Genomic DNA, 15080 nt, shown 5'->3' with positions numbered 1-15080 from the left:
GGCTACCGCGCGCAGCTGATGCAGGTGCGCGCCGCCGGCCGGACGGCCAGCCGCTCGGCGCCGATCGCGTGGCCGCAGCCCTCGCAGACGCCGTAGGAGCCGTCGTCGCGGCGGGCGATCGCGGCCTCGGCGTCGGTCAGGCGGCGGCGGGCGGCCTCGAGCAGCGCCGCGACCTGCTGCCGCTCGAAGGCGATGGTCGCGCCCTCGGGGTCGTGCTCGTCGTCGGCGTTGGAGGCCTTCGAGGCGGCGACGACGGCGTCGAACTCCCCGGTCAGCGCCGCGATCGAGGCACGGGCCGCGTCCCGCTCGGCGGCCAGCCGGTCACCGGACACGCCGCAGCACCCGCAGCGACCCGGTGGCCGAGAGCTCCTCGAAGTCCCCCGAGGCGAGCACCCGCTGGTAGACGCCGAACGGGGCCTGGCCGCCGTCGGCCGGGTCGGGGAAGACGTCGTGGATGGCCAGCGTGCCGCCGACGGCGAGCTTGGCGACCCAGGCGTCCTGGTCGCGGCGGGCCGACTCCTCGGTGTGGCTGCCGTCGAGGAACAGCAGCGCCAAGGGGGTCGACCACAGCGGCGCCAGGACCTCCGACCGGGTGACGACCGCGATGACGACGTCCTCGGCGCCGGCCTCGGCGACCTGCCGACGGAACCGGGGCAGGGTGTCGATCAGGCCCACGTGCGGGTCGACCAGCGACGGGTCGTGGTACTCCCAGCCCGGCTGGTGCTCCTCGGAGCCGCGGTGGTGGTCGACGGTGACGACCTGCCGGCCGGTCTCCCGGGCGGCCGCGGCCAGGTAGAGCGCGGACCTGCCCATCCAGCTGCCGACCTCCAACAGCGGGCCGGGGACGGCGACGGCGCGGGCGGCCTCGTAGAGGGCGGTGCCCTCGTCGTCGGGCATGAAGCCCTCCGCCGCCCGGGCGGCGGCGAGCAGGTGAAGGACCCCGTCCTCCTCACGACTCGCAAGCTCGCCGCGAGCCTCGGGACGGGGCCTCACCGGGCGAACCGGGACCGCAGCGCCGCCAGGCCCCTGGCGGGGGTCTTCGTGCTCATCGATCCGGTCTCCGTTCCCGAGGCCGTGGCGAAGAACGCCCCGACGGCTGTCGTCACCGGCACCGCCAGGACCAGCGCAATGCCGCCGACCAGCGTACGGATCACCTCCTCGGCCAGCGCCGAGCTGGTCAGCGTCACCCCGGCCGGCTGGGCGTAGATCTCGAACAGCAGCAGCAGCGGCATGGCGGCGCCGGCGTAGGCGAAGACGACGGTGTAGACGGTCGAGGCGATGTGGTCGCGGCCCACGGCCATGCCGCGCAGGTACAGCTGCCGCCAGCTCATCGACGGGTCGACCTCGTGCAGCTGCCAGATGGCCGAGGCCTGGGTGATCGTCACGTCGTTGAGCACGCCCAGCCCGGCCACCACCACCCCGGCGATGACCAGCCCGGAGAAGTCCAGCGACGGGTCGAAGGTCTGCAGCTGCACCGTCTCCTCGGTGGTCAGCCCGGTGAGCCGGGCCGCGGCCACGGCGACCGCGCCCAGCACGGTCACCAGCGCGAGCCCGAAGAGCGTGCCGACCAGCGCCGTCGTCGTCCGTGCGGAGAACCCGTGCGCGAGGTAGAGGACGACGAACATGATCGCCGCGGAGCCGGTGAGGGTGACCAGCGTCGGCGAGGACCCCGACAGCAGGCCGGGGAGCACGAACTGCAGGAGCACGAGGAAGGCGAAGGCCAGGCCGAGCAGCGCCGCGAGCCCGCGCAACCGGGCCACGGCGCCGACCACGATCGCGAAGGCGATGGCGAACAGGACCAGCGGGGTCGTCCGCTCGTAGTCGAAGAACCCGTAGCTCGGGCCGCCCTCGGCACCGGGGTCCCGGCTGAGCACCAGCACGTCGTCGACCTCGATGCCGGCGGCGTAGACCTCGGCGGGCAGCTCCAGCTGCTGGTACTCCCCCGCGCCGTCGCCCTCGAGCACCTCGACGACGACCGACGCGCAGGTGAGGTCCTGGACGCCGCCCTCGCTGTCGGGGATCGAGCAGTCGAAGGGGTCGACGGAGACGACCCGGCCGTCGGGGTAGGTGGTGCCCGCCGGGAGGTAGGTCTCCGCGGCCTCCTGCGCGCGGCTCGCTCCGCCGGAGGGCCACAGGGCGATGAGGCCGACGACGGTGGCCAGGCCGACCGGCACGAGGAGGAACAGCATCAGCCGCACCGCCTGCCGGCGGCGGGCGAGCACCTCCGGCGGTGGGGGCGGCGCGTCCGGGTCGGGCCCGTGCGCGTGGTCGTGCGAGTGGCTGGACGGCACCGGGAGATGCTAGGTGCCCGGCTCCTCCGTGACCGTGAAGCGGTGCCAGAGGCCGGACAGCTGCAGCGGTCGGGCGACGACGGCGCGCGGGCGGACGAGCACGATCTCCACACCGCGCGGGGTGGCCATCTTCTGCAGCTGGACGAGCACGGCCATGCCCGCGGAGTTCATGAACGTGACGTCGCCCAGCAGGAGCTCGACGCGGCGCAGGGTCGACACCTCGAGCAGCGCGTCGGTCAGGGCACGGACCAGCGGCCGGCGGGCGGCTTCGGTCAGCTCGCCGCTGAGGGTGAGCGTGCAGACGTCCCCCTCCCGGTGCTCCCGGACGTCCAGGACGTCGCCGCCGGCGGGGGCTGCTGCGCTGGGGATCTCCTCCACGACCACCTCCTGCCCCGCACCGGCCGCATCGGAACCTCCGTCGGGCGACGCAGTCGATCCCGACCACCCGGGGAACAATCCCGGCGACGAGACGTTTACACGAGTGCACGACCGAGGTAATCTCTAGTCGCCACTAGAGGTTCCACCTCGGGCAGCGAACACGAACAGAGCACGACCAGGAGGTTGACCAGCCATGATGCTGACCGCCTACGACCCGTTCGCCGCCACGTCCGCCGCCTTCCGGGCGCTGGACCAGCTCACCGGCCGCGCGGGTTCCGCCACCGCCCGACCGCTGTCGGGCATGCCGATGGACGCCTACCGCGTCGGCGACAACTTCGTCGCCCACTTCGACCTGCCGGGCGTCGACCCGGGGTCGATCGACCTGTCGATCGAGGGCAACACGCTCACCATCAGCGCGGAGCGCTCGGTACCGCAGCTCGAGGGTGCGGAGTGGACCGTCGCGGAGCGGCCGTTCGGCAGCTACACCCGCCAGCTGGTGCTCGGCAGGAGCCTGGACACCGACCGGCTGGACGCCAGCTACCACGACGGCGTCCTCACGGTGAGCATCCCGGTGGCCGAGAAGGCCAAGGCGCGCAAGATCACCGTGACGCGGGCCGACGCGCCCGCCGCCGTCGAGGCGCGGACCATCGAGGGCGAGCACGCCGGGTCGGAGCAGCGGGCCGTCGAGAGCTGACGACCGATCCGATCCGCAGGACCGGGGGCCGGACCGCGAGGTCCGGCCCCCGTCGCATCAGGAGGGGGACGACGATGGAGATCCCGGCGGACGACGCGGCGCCGGCCGACCCCCTGCGCCGGCTCGACGACCCGGACTACCCGGCGCTGACCATGAGCCAGGCCGCCGACCTCCTCGGGGTGCAGGCGGCCTTCCTCCGCAGCCTCGACGGATCCGGCGCCCTCCAGCCGCACCGCTCCCCCGGTGGGCACCGTCGCTACTCCCGGACCCAGCTCACCCAGGCCGCGCGGCTGCGCACGCTGCTCGACCAGGGACACAGCCTCGCCTCGGCCGAGGTCATCGCCGGCCTGCAGGACGAGCTCGCCTCCGCCCGCGAGGACGCCGCCCGGCTCCAGGGGACCGTCGACCGGCTCCGCGCGGAGCGCGACCGGACGGACCCACCGACCGCCGGGGGCTGACAGACATACCCAACGGGGGTATGGTTCACCCATGGACGACGGCACGGCGCACGCCCCGCACGGGTACATCTCCCGCAAGGACGACTACCTCAAGCGGCTGCGCCGCATCGAGGGCCAGGCGCGGGGCCTGCAGCGGATGGTCGAGGACGAGAAGTACTGCATCGACATCCTCACCCAGGTCTCGGCCATGACCAGCGCCCTGCAGTCGGTCGCCCTGGGGCTGCTCGAGGAGCACATGTCCCACTGCGTCGTCGCGGCGGCGCAGGCCGGCGGCCCCGAGGCCGAGGAGAAGGTCCGCGAGGCCTCGGCCGCCATCGCCCGGCTCGTCCGCAGCTGAGCACCACCACCACCCCGAGGAGCCCACGTGAGCACCAGCACCTACACCGTCACCGGCATGACCTGCGGCCACTGCGTCTCCGCGGTGTCCGAGGAGGTCGGCGCCCTGCCCGGCGTCACCGAGGTCCAGGTCGACCTGCCCACCGGCGCGGTGACCGTCACCAGCGACACCCCGCTCGACGACGCGGCCGTGGCCGCCGCCGTCGAGGAGGCCGGCTACGAGCTGGCCGGGCGCTGATCCTCCGATGAGCGCACCCCGATGAACACCCCCGCCAGGGTCGCCGCCTTCGCCCTCGGCCTGACCGCCGTGTTCGGCGCCAGCCTGGGCGTCGGCGCGGCGGTCGGCCCGGTGGACGCCGAGCCGGCCGCCGACGACCACACCGACGGTGGGCACGCGGACGACGGGCCTCCCGGGACCGGCGGAGCGCACGACGACGCCGGCCACGACCCGGCCGCCGCCGGACCGGGCGTGGGCGGCCTGGCCGTCAGCGAGTCCGGGCACACCCTCGACCTGCTGACCGACACCCTCCCCGCCGGCACCTCGACGCTGGCCTTCCGGGTGCTCGGCCCCGACGGCGCTCCGGTCACCGCCTTCGACGTGGAGCACGAGGAGGACCTGCACCTGGTCGCCGTCCGCCGCGACCTCAGCGGGTACCAGCACGTGCACCCCGAGCTCGCGCCCGACGGCACCTGGACCGTCCCGCTCGACCTGACCCCGGGCAGCTGGCGCGTCGTCGCCGACGCCACCCCCACCGAGCTGGGCGAGGGTCTCGTCCTCGGCGCCGACCTGTCGGTCCCCGGCGACTTCGAGCCGCGGGAGCTCCCGCCGGCCGCGGCCACCGCCGAGGTCGACGGCTACACCGTCGTCCTGACCGGGCACCTGACCGCCGGCGAGGAGAGCGAACTGCAGCTCAGCATCAGCCGCGACGGCGTCCCGATCACCGACCTGCAGCCCTACCTGGGCGCCTACGGCCACCTGGTCGTGCTGCGCGCCGGTGACCTCGCCTACCTGCACGTCCACCCCGTCGACGCCGTGCCCGGCACCGCCGCCGCACCCGGGCCGCACGTCGTCTTCGCCACCACTCCCCCCGCCGCCGGCACCCACCGGCTCTTCCTCGACTTCCGCCACGGCGACGTCGTCCGGACGGCGGAGTTCACCGTTGCCGTGGAGGACCCCCATGCCTGAGCAGGCCCCCACCCAGGTCGAGCTGCTCATCGGCGGCATGACCTGCGCCTCCTGCGCCGCCCGGGTCGAGAAGAAGCTCAACCGGATGGACGGCGTCACCGCCACCGTCAACTACGCGACCGAGAAGGCCCGGGTGACCGTCGAGGGCGACGTGTCGACCGACGACCTGATCGCCACGGTGGAGAAGACCGGCTACACGGCGGAGCTCCCACGGCCCGAGGCGCCGCCGGAGGCCGAGGTCGATCCCGACCGGGCGCTGCGGACGCGGTTGCTGGTCTCGGTCGGCCTGAGCGTGCCGGTCGTCGCGATGGCGATGGTCCCGGCGCTGCAGGTCGAGTACTGGCAGTGGCTCTCGCTCACCCTGGCCGCGCCGGTCGTGGTGTGGGGCGGCCTGCCGTTCCACCGCGCCGCCTGGACCAACCTGCGACACGGCGCCGCGACCATGGACACGCTGGTCTCCCTCGGCACCCTGGCGGCCTTCGCCTGGTCGCTGTACGCGCTGTTCTGGGGGACCGCCGGCACGCCGGGCATGACCCACCCCTTCTCCTTCACCGTCGAGCGCGGCGACGGCAGCGCCAACATCTACCTCGAGGCCGCCGCCGGCGTGACGGCGTTCCTGCTCGCCGGCCGCTACGCCGAGGCCCGCTCCAAGCGGCGGTCCGGTGCGGCGCTGCGGGCGCTGCTCGAGCTCGGCGCCAAGGAGGTGACCGTCCTCCGGGGCGGCACCGAGCGCCGGGTCCCGGCCGACCAGCTCGCCGTCGGCGACCTGTTCGTCGTCCGCCCCGGGGAGAAGATCGCGACGGACGGCGTGGTGACCGAGGGCCGCTCCGCCGTCGACGCCTCGATGCTCACCGGCGAGCCGGTGCCGGTCGAGGTCACCGTGGACGACCCGGTCACCGGCGGCACGGTGAACGCCGGTGGCCGGCTCGTCGTCCGGGCCACCCGGGTCGGCGCCGACACCCAGCTGGCGCAGATGGCCCGCCTGGTCGAGGACGCGCAGAACGGCAAGGCCGAGGTGCAGCGCCTGGCCGACCGGATCTCCGCGGTCTTCGTGCCGATCGTGCTGGCCCTGGCGGTGGCGACCCTCGGCTTCTGGATCGGCGCGGGCGGCGGGCTGCCCGCCGCGTTCACCGCCGCGGTCGCCGTCCTGATCATCGCCTGTCCGTGCGCGCTCGGGCTGGCGACGCCGACCGCCCTGATGGTGGGCACCGGCCGCGGGGCCCAGCTGGGCATCCTGGTGAAGGGCCCCGAGGTCCTGGAGTCCACCCGCCGGGCCGACACGGTCGTCCTGGACAAGACCGGCACGGTGACCACCGGGCAGATGACCCTCTCCGACGTCGTGGCGGCCCGCGGGGAGGACGCCGGCACCGTGCTGCGGCTCGCCGGCGCACTGGAGACGGCGTCCGAGCACCCGATCGCCCAGGCCGTGGCGCGGGCGGCCGTCGAGCGGACGGGCGCGCTCCCGCCGGTCGAGGGGTTCGCCAACGTCGAGGGCCTGGGCGTCACCGGCACGGTCGACGGGCATGCGGTCGTCGTCGGCCGCCCGCGGTTGCTCGCCGACTGGTCGGTGCCGCTGCCGGCGGGGCTCGATGCCGCCCGGCTCGCCGCCGAGGCGGCCGGTCGCACGGCGGTGGCGGTGGCCTGGGACGGCGCCGCCCGCGGTCTGCTCGTCGTCGCCGACACGGTGAAGCCGACCTCGGCCGCCGCCGTCCGGCAGCTGCGCGACCTCGGTCTGCGCCCGGTGCTGCTGACCGGTGACAACGAGCGCGCCGCCCGCGCCGTGGCCGCGGAGGTGGGCATCGACGAGGTCGTCGCCGAGGTGCTGCCGGCCGACAAGGTGGACGTCGTCCGCCGGCTGCAGGCCGATGGCCGCACGGTCGCCATGGTCGGTGACGGCGTGAACGACGCCGCCGCCCTGGCCCAGGCCGACCTCGGCCTGGCCATGGGCACCGGTACCGACGTCGCCATCGAGGCCAGCGACCTGACGCTGGTCCGCGGCGACCTGCGCGCCGCCGCCGACGCGATCCGGCTGGCCCGTCGCACGCTCGCCGTGATCAAGGGGAACCTGTTCTGGGCCTTCGCCTACAACGTGGCGGCGATCCCGCTGGCGGTGGCCGGTCTGCTCAACCCGATGATCGCCGGCGCCGCGATGGCGTTCAGCTCGGTGTTCGTGGTGACCAACAGCCTGCGGCTGCGCGGCTTCGCGCCGCTGGCCGAGAACCGGGACGCCGCCCTGCCGCTGCCCGAGGGCCGTCCGGCCGACCCCGCCTACGCCCGGTCGGCATAGCCACCCGGGCGCCGAGGGGCTCGCGGACGCGCGTCAGACGACCGCGGGGAGCAGCAGCAGCGCCGTCGGGACGGCCAGCAGCAGCGCGGCCGCGGTGAGGACGGCGGCGCGCGCGACGGCCGGCAGCGGCGCGGGCGGGTCGAGCAGCCGCCGCACCCGGGCGGTGACGGCGCTCTCGGCGACGGCCAGGGCGCCGGAGGGCACGCCGTCCCCGCCACCGTGCGCGCCCGCCGCCACGATGGCCCGGGCGAGGGTGCGCCGGGGATCGCGCCCCGGGAGCGCGGCGAGGGCGACGTCGTCGGCGCGCATCTCCACCAGGGTCCGCACCGCCGCGTGCGCGCGGCCGGCCGCGGGCAGCACCGGCAGCGCCGCCTCCCAGGCCACGAACGGCAGCAGGTAGAGGTGGTGGTGCTCGCGCAGGTGCGCCCGCTCGTGCGCGACGACGGCGGCGAGCTGGTCCTCGTCCAGCTCGGCGACCATGCCGGACGAGAGCACCAGCAGCGGCCGGGCACCGGGGATGCAGAAGGCCACCGGTGCGGGGGTGTCGAGCAACCGGGCGTCGGGCACGCTGTCGGCCGGCCGGACGACGATCTCCAGCAGCTCGCGGTGCCGCCGGCGGGTCCGCGCGGTCCGCCACCACGACAGCGCGAGCACCCCGAGGAGCTCGGCGAGCAGCACGCCGGCGAGGGTCAGCGTCACCCAGTGGTCACCCCGCACCCGCTCGGTCGCCGGGGTGCCGGTGAGCACGTGCCCCACCGCCTCGGGCAGCGAGTGGCCCCACGGCGCCAGGCCGTGCACCAGCAGGGCGCCGACGATCGACAGGCCACCGGCCAGGCCGACCGCCTGCCAGCAGACCAGCGCGGCCAGCGGGTCGCGCCCCGGCCAGCGGGCCCGGCCGAGCAGCGCCGGCACCGGCCACGCCAGCAGCGCCGCGAGCACCGCGAGGGCGACCGCCGTGGCGGGCAGCACGTCAGGCGGGGGTGGGGTCCGTGCCGGCGAGCAGCCGGCGCAGCAGCGCCGCCTCCTCGGCGTCGACGCTGCCGACGAACCGGGCGAGCACCGCCTGCCGGTCGGGAGCCTGCCCGAGCACCTCGTGCATCAGCTCCGCCGCGTGCTGCTCGCGGGTGGCGGTCGGCCGGAACCGGCGGGGGCGCGCCTCGTCGTGGGCGACGAAGCCCTTCTGCTCCAGCCGGCCGAGCACCGTGTGCACGGTGGTGAGCGCCAGGCCGCGGTCGGCCAGGGCGTCGCGCAGCTGGGTCGCCGACAGCGGACCGTCGGAGGACCAGAGGCGGTCCATGACGGTCCTTTCGAGATCCCCTAATGAGGCCAAAGGTCCCTCCCTGTCCGACGTCTCACACGCCGATTGTCTACGAGACGTAGAACTTTGTCTTCTACATGGCGTAGAAAAGAACACGTCGATCGTACGACCGGAGGAGCTGCACGGTGGACGTGCTCGGCCTGGATACGTTGGACGTCGCCCGCTGGCAGTTCGGGATCACGACCGTCTACCACTTCCTGATGGTGCCGCTGACCCTGGGGCTGGGGCTCCTGGTCGCGGTGATGCACACCCTGTGGGTGCGCACGAACAGGCCCGAGTGGCTGCGGATGACCCGCTTCTGGGGCCGCATCTTCCTGATCAACTTCGCGCTGGGCGTGGCCACCGGCCTGGTCCAGGAGTTCCAGTTCGGCCTGGCCTGGAGCGAGTACTCCCGCTTCGTCGGTGACGTCTTCGGCTCGCTGCTGGCGCTCGAGGCCCTGCTCGCCTTCTTCCTCGAGTCGACCTTCCTCGGCCTGTGGATCTTCGGCTGGGGCCGGATCCCGAAGAAGCTGCACCTGGCGTCGCTGTGGGCCGCCGTCATCGGCTCCTGGATCAGCGCGTACTTCATCATCGCCGCCAACTCGTGGATGCAGCACCCGGTCGGTGTCGAGGTGGGCACGGACGGCCGGCCGGTGCAGGTCGACTTCGGCGCCGTCCTGACCAACAACACCGCCCTGGCCGCCTACAGCCACACGCTCGCCGCGGCCACGATGGTCGCCGGCGCGCTGCTGGTCGGCATCGGCCTGTGGCACCTGCGGAAGCGGAAGCTGGCGGACCAGCCGGTGACCGACGTCGATCACGCCGTCTGGCGGAAGTCGGTGCGCCTGGGCGGGTGGGTGTCGCTGGTGGCCTTCGTCCTCGTCGCGGTCACCGGCGACTTCCAGGCCAAGCTCATGTACGAGCAGCAGCCGCTGAAGATGAGCTCGGCCGAGGCGCTCTGCGAGACCGAGGCGCCGGCGCCGTTCTCGATCTTCGCGTTCGGCAAGCTCGGGTCCAACGAGTGCGACGACGTCCACTCCTGGACCGTCCCGGGCCTGCTCTCCTTCCTCGCGCACAGCGACTTCGAGACCGCCGTCCCCGGCGTGAACGAGCTGCAGGAGGAGTACGCCGCCGTCTACGGCGAGACCTACCCCGACGACCCGTCGTTCGGGGAGCGCGCCGGCGGCGAGATCGACTACACGCCACTGCTGGCGGTCACCTACTGGAGCTTCCGGCTCATGATCGGCATGGGCCTGGTCTCGGCCGGGGTCGCCGCCTACGCCCTGTGGTCCACGCGGCGCGGCCGGGTGCCGACCTCGCGGATCGGCGTGTACGGCTCCCTGCTCGCCGTCGCCGCGCCCTTCGTCGCCAACGCGACGGGGTGGATCTTCACCGAGATGGGCCGCCAGCCCTTCGTCGTCTACCCGAACCCCGACGTGCCGGTCGGCGAGCAGGTGTACTTCTTCACCGCCCAGGCCGTCTCCCCCGGCGTCAGCACCGGTGAGGTGTGGACCTCGCTGATCGGCCTGACGCTCGTCTACGGCGTGCTCGCCGTCGTCGAGCTGTGGCTCATCACCCGCTTCGTCCGCCGCGGGATCACGACCGGGGACGGCTCCCCCACCCCGGTGACCCTGCCCTCGCAGCGGGACGGCGACGACGACCCCGGCGGCCCGCCGCGGGACCGCACCGACGACGACGTCCTCTCCTTCGCGTACTGAGCGACCGGACCCAGGAAGACACTGACCATGGACCTGCAGACCCTCTGGTTCGCCGCCGTCGCGGTGCTCTGGATCGGCTTCCTCCTGCTGGAGGGCTTCGACTTCGGCGTCGCCGCGCTGCTGCCGGTGCTCGGCCGCCGTACGGCCGACCGGCACCTCATGCTGCGCACGATCGGCCCGGTGTGGGACGGCAACGAGGTGTGGCTGATCACCGCCGCCGGCGCGGTGTTCGCCGCCTTCCCCGGCTGGTACGCCACCTGGCTGCCGGCGCTCTACCTGCCCTTCGTGCTCGTGCTGTTCGGCCTGATCATCCGGGCCGTGGCCTTCGAGTGGCGGCACTCGCACCACACCGCGGCCTGGGACACGACCTGGACCCGCGTCATCACCGCCGGCTCGCTCATCGCCGCCCTCGGCGTCGGCGCGGCCCTCGGCGCCACGACCCTCGGCCTGCCGATCGACGCCGACGGCAACCGGGTCGGCGGCCCGTTCGCCGGCGTCGGCTGGTCGGCGCTGCTCGGCGCGGTCGCGGTGCTGGCGTTCTCCGTCGTGCACGGCGCGGTGTTCCTGGCACTCAAGACCGACGGGCCGATCCGTGCGGCGGCGCACGCCTTCGCGCTGCGCTGGGCCCCGGTGGCCGCGCTGCCGCTGCTGGCCTGGGCGGGCATCACGCACCTGCGGTACGGCACGCCGTTCACCGCGGTGCTGTGGCTGGTGGCCGCGCTGTCGGTGGTGGTGGCCTGGGCGCGGCTGCGGGTCGGCCGCGAGGGTCAGGCCTTCGCCGCCTGGGGCGCGATGCTGGTCGCCGCGGCCGCCACGATCTTCGGCGCGGCCTACCCCGTCGTCGTCCCCTCGACGATCGACGCGGCCTTCGACGTCACCGTCGCCGACGCCTCGGTCAGCGACTACACCCTCACCGTCATGACGTGGGCCGCCGGCATCGGGCTCCCCGTGGTGCTCGGCTACCAGGCCTGGACGTACTGGGTGTTCCGCAAGCGGCTGACCGCCGAGCCCCAGCACCCGGGGCCGGAGCACGCCGAGGAGCAGGTGGCGGCGTGAGCTCCCGGGGGCCGCTCGCGGCGCTGGAGGGCGTCCCCGGGCTGCGCGGCACGCTTGTCCGCTCGGCGCTGACCGCCCTGGTGCAGACGGCGGGGCTGGTCCTGCTGGCCGCGGGCCTGGCGCACGCCGTCGCCCGGGCCGCGGGCTCCGCCGAGGGGTCGGTGGTCGTGCCCCTCGCCGTGGCCGCGGGCGGCGCGGTGCTGCGGTCGGTCGCCGGCGCGGTGGGCGAGCTGCTCGCCGCCCGCGACGCCCGGCGCGCGGAGCAGCAGCTGCGCGAGCGGCTGCTCGCCCGGCTGGCCGCCTCCCCGGCCGCCGTCGAGGCCGCCGGCGGTGCCGGTCCGGCCGCCGTCCTCGCCACGACCCGGCTGGCCGACCTCGCCCCCGGCCTGACGACCTACCTGCCGGCGCTGGCCTCGACGCTGGTGGTGCCCCCGGCGCTGCTGGCCGTGCTCGCCGCCACCGACCTGCTCTCGGCGGCGCTCGTGGCGGTCACCCTGCCGCTGGTGCCGCTGTTCATGGTCCTGGTCGGCCTGACCACCCGGGACGGGACGACGGCCTCGGCGCGGGCGCTGGACCGCATCGCCGCCCACGTCGCCGAGCTGGTCCGGGGGCTGCCGGTGCTGGTCGGCCTCGGCCGGGCCGCGGACCAGGTGACCGCGCTGGCCGAGCTGGGCGAGGCGTCCCGCCGCCGGACGCTCGCCACCCTGCGCCTGGCGTTCCTCTCCTCGCTCGTCCTGGAGCTCATCGCCACCCTCTCGGTGGCCCTGGTGGCCGTCACCGCCGGGGTGCGGCTGGTCGACGGCGACCTGCCGCTGACCCTGGCCCTGACGGCCCTGCTCCTCGCGCCGGAGGCGTTCGCACCGCTGCGCGCGCTCGGCTCGGCGCACCACGCCAACGAGGCCGCCACGCTCGCCGCCGCCGAGGCCCGCGCGGTGCTCGCCGCCGACGACGGCAAGGCCGGGACCGTCGCGGCGGCGGGCCCCGGCGACGACCCGCGCGGCGCCGACCTCACCGTCCGCGGCCTGACCGTGCGCTTCCCCGGCCGCGGGGTGCCCGCCCTCTCCCCGGCGGACCTGGACGTGCGGCCCGGCGAGCTGGTCGCGCTGCGCGGCGCCAGCGGATCGGGCAAGTCCACGCTGCTGGCCGTCCTCGCCGGCGTGCTGTCCCCCGCGGCCGAGGTCGCCGGCACGGTGGGCGGCCTGCCGGCCGGGGGCGTCGCCTGGGTGCCCCAGCACCCGCGCACCACCGGTGCCACGGTCGCCGACGAGCTGCGCCGCCACGCCGGTGCCGAGCCCGGGGTCGACGAGCTCGTCGCGGAGGCGTACGTCATCGAGGCGCTGGCCCGGGTCGACGCGGCCCCGCTCGCCGGGCGGGCGTGCGAGACCCTCTCCCCCGGCGAGCTGCAGCGCGTGGCGATGGCCCGCGCCCTCGTGCGGGTCCGCCGCGGTGCCCGGCTGCTGCTGCTCGACGAGCCGACCGCGCACCTCGACGCCGCGACGGCCGACCGGGTCGCCGCCGTCCTCGCGGCGCTGCGCGGCACGGTCACCGTCGTCCTGGTGACGCATGACCCGGTGCTGGCCGCGCTCGCCGACCGCACGGTCGAGCTGCCCGCGCCTGCTGCTCCCGCGACCGCTGTCGCCCCCGCTGCTGCCGTCCCCGCCCCCACCGCGGCGCCGATCTCAGCGCCTGCGGACGCCGATGCCGCCGAGATCGCCGATCTCGGCGGAGGACCGGGCGTGGAACCCGGTCGAGGCTGGCCGCGGCGAGCGCTGCTGCGGGCGGTCGTCGCCGGGACCGCCTCGGCCGGGGCGGGCGTCGCCCTCACCGCGCTGTCGGGCTTCCTCATCGTCCGGGCCGCCGAGATGCCGCCGATCCTCACCCTGCTGGTGGCGACCGCCGGGGTCCGGTTCTTCGGGGTGGGCCGGGCGCTGCTGCGGTGGCTGGAGCGGATGGCCGCGCACGACGCCGCGCTCCGCCAGGCCGCCGGCCTGCGGGTTCGGGTGTGGCGGGCGCTGGCCGCCCAGGGCATCGCCGCGGAGCGGACGCCGGGCACCGCGCTCGCGCGCGTCGTCGGGGACGTCGGCCTGGTGCAGGACCTCTCCGTGCGGGTGGTGCCGCCGGCGCTGGTCGCCGGCACCGTCACGACCGGCACCGTCGCCGCCCTGGCGCTCGTCTCCCCCGCCGCCGCCGGGGTGGCCGCGGCGGTGCTGGGCCTGACGGTGCTGGGGGTGCTGGCCGCGCACCGCCGGGTGGACGCCGGAGCTGCCCGGACCGAGGGCGACCTGCGGGTGCAGGCGCTGCACGACACCACGACGGCGCTGGCCGGCGCGGCCGACCTGCGCGCCCACGGCCTCGCCGCCCGGACCGCCGACGACCTCGGGACCCTCGCCCGCCACCGCGGGCGGGCCTCCGCCACCGCCGGCCGCGCGGCCGCGCTCGGCACCGCGCTGGTCGGCCTCAGCACCGGATCCGCCGCCGTCGCCGCGGCCGCGGTCGCCGCCGCGGAGGGCGTCGCCGGACCGTCCCTGGCAGTGCTCGCCCTCGCCCCGCTCGCCCTCGCCGAGCCGCTGGCCGGCCTGGTCGGAGCGCTGCAGCGGCGCGGTGCCCTCGCCGACGCGCACCGCCGCCTGGACGCCGTCCTCGCCGCGCCGGTCCCCGCAGACCCGGCCGACCCGGCGCCGGCGCCCGCGGAGGTCCGCGACCTCGAGGTGACCGCGCTGCGCGCCGGCTGGCCCGGCGGTCCCGACGTGCTGCGCGACCTCGATGCCCGGGCCGACACCGACGGCTGGCTGATCGTGCGCGGGCCCTCCGGCTCCGGGAAGTCGACGCTGCTCGCCGTCCTCTTGGCCGCGCTGCGCCCCCTCGGCGGGCGCTACGAACTGGGCGGCGCCGACACCGCCCGGCTGACCGGTGCCGACGTCCGCGCGCCGATGGCCTGGCTCCCGCAGGAGGCGCACGTCTTCGCCTCGACCATCCGCGCCAACCTGGCGCTCGCCGCGCCGCGCGGCGAGCTGTCGGGGCCGGCCGGTGAGGCCCGGATGCGCGCCGCGCTGACCGCGGCCGGCCTCGGCGGGCTGCTCACCACGCTGCCCGACGGGCTGGACACCCCGGTCGGCGCCGGCGGGACCGCGCTGTCCGGCGGGGAGCGCCGGCGGCTGGCCGCGGCCCGCGCGCTGCTGGCCGACCGCGACGTCGTACTGCTCGACGAGCCGACCGCGCACCTGGACCCGCCGACCGCCGCCGCGCTCGTCGCCGACCTGCGGACCGCGCTGGCCGGCCGGGTCGTGGTCTGCGTGACCCACGACGACGCGCTGGCCGCTCCCGGCGACCGGGTCGTGCGGCTGGACGCGACGGCGCCCGCCCCGGTCGGCTGACCGCC

Annotated in this window: 15 protein-coding genes; 9 read left to right on the top strand and 6 right to left on the bottom strand. The window is 75.8% G+C overall.

What is annotated here, in order from left to right; genetic code table 11:
* Positions 1–2: 2 nt before the first annotated feature.
* The 4 genes from DQ240_RS00240 to DQ240_RS00225 form a co-directional block, all read right to left on the bottom strand.
* The gene (locus DQ240_RS00240) at positions 3–332 is read right to left on the bottom strand and encodes a TraR/DksA C4-type zinc finger protein (protein ID WP_113837646.1); all 330 of its coding nucleotides are present in this window, start codon (positions 330–332) and stop codon (positions 3–5) included.
* Positions 322–897 (bottom strand): class I SAM-dependent methyltransferase, encoded by a 576-nt coding sequence (locus DQ240_RS00235; RefSeq protein ID WP_113837645.1) that lies wholly within the window; start codon positions 895–897, stop codon positions 322–324. The genes DQ240_RS00240 and DQ240_RS00235 overlap by 11 nt, the downstream gene beginning before the upstream one ends.
* A gap of 92 nt (positions 898–989) precedes the next feature.
* A complete protein-coding gene (locus tag DQ240_RS00230; protein ID WP_113837644.1) occupies positions 990–2291 on the bottom strand; it encodes a YibE/F family protein in 1302 nt (433 codons plus the stop codon).
* Between the two features lie 9 nt (positions 2292–2300).
* Complete coding sequence (locus tag DQ240_RS00225) at positions 2301–2669, bottom strand: STAS domain-containing protein (protein ID WP_233498368.1); 369 nt, start codon at positions 2667–2669, stop codon at positions 2301–2303.
* Positions 2670–2862: 193 nt separating this feature from the next.
* On the opposite strand from DQ240_RS00225, the gene DQ240_RS00220 reads away from it, so the two are divergent.
* The 6 genes from DQ240_RS00220 (at position 2863) to DQ240_RS00195 (ending at position 7630) form a co-directional block, all read left to right on the top strand.
* A complete protein-coding gene (locus DQ240_RS00220; protein WP_113837642.1) occupies positions 2863–3363 on the top strand; it encodes an Hsp20/alpha crystallin family protein in 501 nt (166 codons plus the stop codon).
* Between the two features lie 74 nt (positions 3364–3437).
* Entirely contained in the window at positions 3438–3821 is a 384-nt protein-coding gene (locus tag DQ240_RS00215; RefSeq protein WP_113837641.1) for a helix-turn-helix domain-containing protein, read from the top strand.
* Between the two features lie 31 nt (positions 3822–3852).
* Positions 3853–4158 carry a metal-sensitive transcriptional regulator gene (locus DQ240_RS00210; protein WP_091938955.1) on the top strand — a complete coding sequence of 102 codons (306 nt, stop codon included), beginning with the start codon at positions 3853–3855 and terminating at the stop codon, positions 4156–4158.
* Between the two features lie 27 nt (positions 4159–4185).
* Complete coding sequence (locus DQ240_RS00205) at positions 4186–4395, top strand: heavy-metal-associated domain-containing protein (protein ID WP_113837640.1); 210 nt, start codon at positions 4186–4188, stop codon at positions 4393–4395.
* 21 nt (positions 4396–4416) lie between these two features.
* Positions 4417–5343, top strand: coding sequence for a hypothetical protein (locus DQ240_RS00200; protein ID WP_113837639.1), 927 nt, complete (start codon positions 4417–4419; stop codon positions 5341–5343).
* On the top strand, positions 5336–7630 hold the full coding sequence (locus DQ240_RS00195) for a cation-translocating P-type ATPase (protein WP_113837638.1): 2295 nt from the start codon (positions 5336–5338) through the stop codon (positions 7628–7630). Before DQ240_RS00200 ends, DQ240_RS00195 begins: the two co-directional genes overlap by 8 nt.
* A 33-nt stretch (positions 7631–7663) precedes the next feature.
* On the opposite strand, the gene DQ240_RS00190 is transcribed toward DQ240_RS00195, so the two are convergent.
* Complete coding sequence (locus tag DQ240_RS00190; RefSeq protein WP_113837637.1) at positions 7664–8599, bottom strand: M56 family metallopeptidase; 936 nt, start codon at positions 8597–8599, stop codon at positions 7664–7666.
* 1 nt (position 8600) lies between these two features.
* Complete coding sequence (locus tag DQ240_RS00185; RefSeq protein WP_113837636.1) at positions 8601–8960, bottom strand: BlaI/MecI/CopY family transcriptional regulator; 360 nt, start codon at positions 8958–8960, stop codon at positions 8601–8603.
* A 113-nt stretch (positions 8961–9073) separates the two neighbouring features.
* Here DQ240_RS00185 and DQ240_RS00180 point away from each other — a divergent pair, with 113 nt between their 5' ends.
* The 3 genes from DQ240_RS00180 to cydC are packed head-to-tail and all read left to right on the top strand — an operon-like array spanning position 9074 to position 15075.
* Positions 9074–10645, top strand: coding sequence for a cytochrome ubiquinol oxidase subunit I (locus DQ240_RS00180; protein WP_233498366.1), 1572 nt, complete (start codon positions 9074–9076; stop codon positions 10643–10645).
* A gap of 27 nt (positions 10646–10672) precedes the next feature.
* Positions 10673–11701 carry a cytochrome d ubiquinol oxidase subunit II gene (gene cydB, locus DQ240_RS00175; RefSeq protein WP_113837635.1) on the top strand — a complete coding sequence of 343 codons (1029 nt, stop codon included), beginning with the start codon at positions 10673–10675 and terminating at the stop codon, positions 11699–11701.
* Positions 11698–15075, top strand: a complete 3378-nt coding sequence (gene cydC, locus DQ240_RS00170) for a thiol reductant ABC exporter subunit CydC (protein ID WP_113837634.1) — start codon at positions 11698–11700, stop codon at positions 15073–15075. Before cydB ends, cydC begins: the two co-directional genes overlap by 4 nt.
* Positions 15076–15080 lie beyond the last annotated feature (5 nt).

It is taken from the genome of Blastococcus sp. TF02A-26 (assembly GCF_003319125.1).
GTDB lineage: Bacteria > Actinomycetota > Actinomycetes > Mycobacteriales > Geodermatophilaceae > Trujillonella.
Note: the sequence above shows the minus strand (reverse complement) of the source record. Positions and strands in the feature narration are given on the sequence as shown.

What these genes read in the sequence shown, in the direction of transcription:
- DQ240_RS00220 (WP_113837642.1), top strand. Translation starts at nt 2,863, where the DNA reads ATGATGCTGACCGCCTACGACCCGTTCGCCGCCACGTCCGCCGCCTTC.
- DQ240_RS00210 (WP_091938955.1), top strand. Translation starts at nt 3,853, where the DNA reads ATGGACGACGGCACGGCGCACGCCCCGCACGGGTACATCTCCCGCAAG.
- DQ240_RS00215 (WP_113837641.1), top strand. Translation starts at nt 3,438, where the DNA reads ATGGAGATCCCGGCGGACGACGCGGCGCCGGCCGACCCCCTGCGCCGG.
- cydB (WP_113837635.1), top strand. Translation starts at nt 10,673, where the DNA reads ATGGACCTGCAGACCCTCTGGTTCGCCGCCGTCGCGGTGCTCTGGATC.
- DQ240_RS00235 (WP_113837645.1), bottom strand. Translation starts at nt 897, where the DNA reads ATGCCCGACGACGAGGGCACCGCCCTCTACGAGGCCGCCCGCGCCGTC.
- DQ240_RS00195 (WP_113837638.1), top strand. Translation starts at nt 5,336, where the DNA reads ATGCCTGAGCAGGCCCCCACCCAGGTCGAGCTGCTCATCGGCGGCATG.
- DQ240_RS00200 (WP_113837639.1), top strand. Translation starts at nt 4,417, where the DNA reads ATGAACACCCCCGCCAGGGTCGCCGCCTTCGCCCTCGGCCTGACCGCC.